The 1,236-nt window shown below is 52.2% G+C and carries 2 protein-coding genes; both read right to left on the reverse strand.

The window, feature by feature from the left end:
* Positions 1–181 precede the first annotated feature (181 nt).
* Positions 182–460 (reverse strand): WGxxGxxG-CTERM domain-containing protein, encoded by a 279-nt coding sequence (locus Q319_RS0123600; RefSeq protein ID WP_029484806.1) that lies wholly within the window; start codon positions 458–460, stop codon positions 182–184.
* A gap of 210 nt (positions 461–670) precedes the next feature.
* Positions 671–901: a hypothetical protein gene (locus Q319_RS0123605; RefSeq protein ID WP_029484807.1), complete on the reverse strand. Its 231-nt coding sequence runs from the start codon at positions 899–901 to the stop codon at positions 671–673.
* Positions 902–1,236: the final 335 nt, after the last annotated feature.

Here is a 1,236-nt window from a genome sequence, read left to right on the forward strand (position 1 = left end):
GACGCGCTCCCCCGGAATCTGTGACTTTGACATTCTCAGATTCTCCCGGCTGGGAGCGCTTTACTGCCAGTTATGCAGGTGCAACTCCTGAGTCTTACCCAGGGCTCTCTATTCACAAATCAACATGCAGAGCGCTCGCCCCAAATGAATCCAAGGCGAGCGCTCTGCATGCTGGAGAACGTTATGGACGGGTGGTGTCCCTGGTTTCCACACGCACAGGCGTGGCGGTATGGCGGTTGCGACCTGCCAGTCCTGCCAGCCCAATCAGGCCCAGCAGGCCCCATGGGAACTCGCGGGTGTCGGCCCGGCCATTGTTGTTGGTGTCCACCACTCCGTCGTTGTTGGGATCGAGCGGCGCGGTGGTCGTGGTGTCCGTGGTTGTGGTATCGGTGGTTGTATCTTGCGCTAAAGCCACAGAGGAGACAGACAGGATAAGTGAAAGGAACAGGACTTTATTCATAAGAGACCACCTTTTAAAGCTCGCATTCCGATCATCGGGTTGCACGCTTTACCAATTCAAACCCGTGTGTCCTGTGCGTGTAGTGGAAAGTTAGAGGTAAGGACAGCCAAAATTATGTGATTCCCTACAATTAAGATTCATGAAGACCACTGGCTTTAACACTGCACTCATGATTTGACTTGTTCGCTGGGACTCTGCCTCAGCCTTTGCTCATGCGTCATTAAGGACCGCTTCAACGGCTTCACCTTCTGCCAACCGGTAGAAAAATTCTCCTCCTTCAGTTTTCCTTGTGACAACCAGCCCATCTGTGGTGAGCCTCTTCAGGGTTTGCCGCACGTACGACAGCCTGGGAATATGTCCACGCTCAGTCAGCCGATTGTAAATCTCGGCCTGGCGTTGCTCATAGAAAGAGAGGCACAGCAGCACATCACTGAATTTCATATCGCCTAACTTCCGACATAACTTTCTTCCAAAAGTGTGCAGGTGGTAAAGTTAAAAATACATGGGGAAACATCGCTCTGCTTAGGTCAAGGCCAGACTCAATCCACTGCTGCCCTACGCCCAGCACTTACCTCTGCTCAGGCTTCGGCGATCTACAAACTCAGATCGTCCAGTGAGTTTCTGCTCTGCTTTGGCTCTCGTCGTTCTGGGCTTGAGCTTCATCATTTGCTTCGGCTAGAGATTCCCCAGACCCTTTTGGCAACTCCAATTACCGCGACTCAGACCCCAGAGATAACACGCCTTAACCCCTGGGTTTTCTGATCTAACAAGGATTA

It is taken from the genome of Deinococcus marmoris DSM 12784 (assembly GCF_000701405.1).
Taxonomy (GTDB): domain Bacteria; phylum Deinococcota; class Deinococci; order Deinococcales; family Deinococcaceae; genus Deinococcus; species Deinococcus marmoris.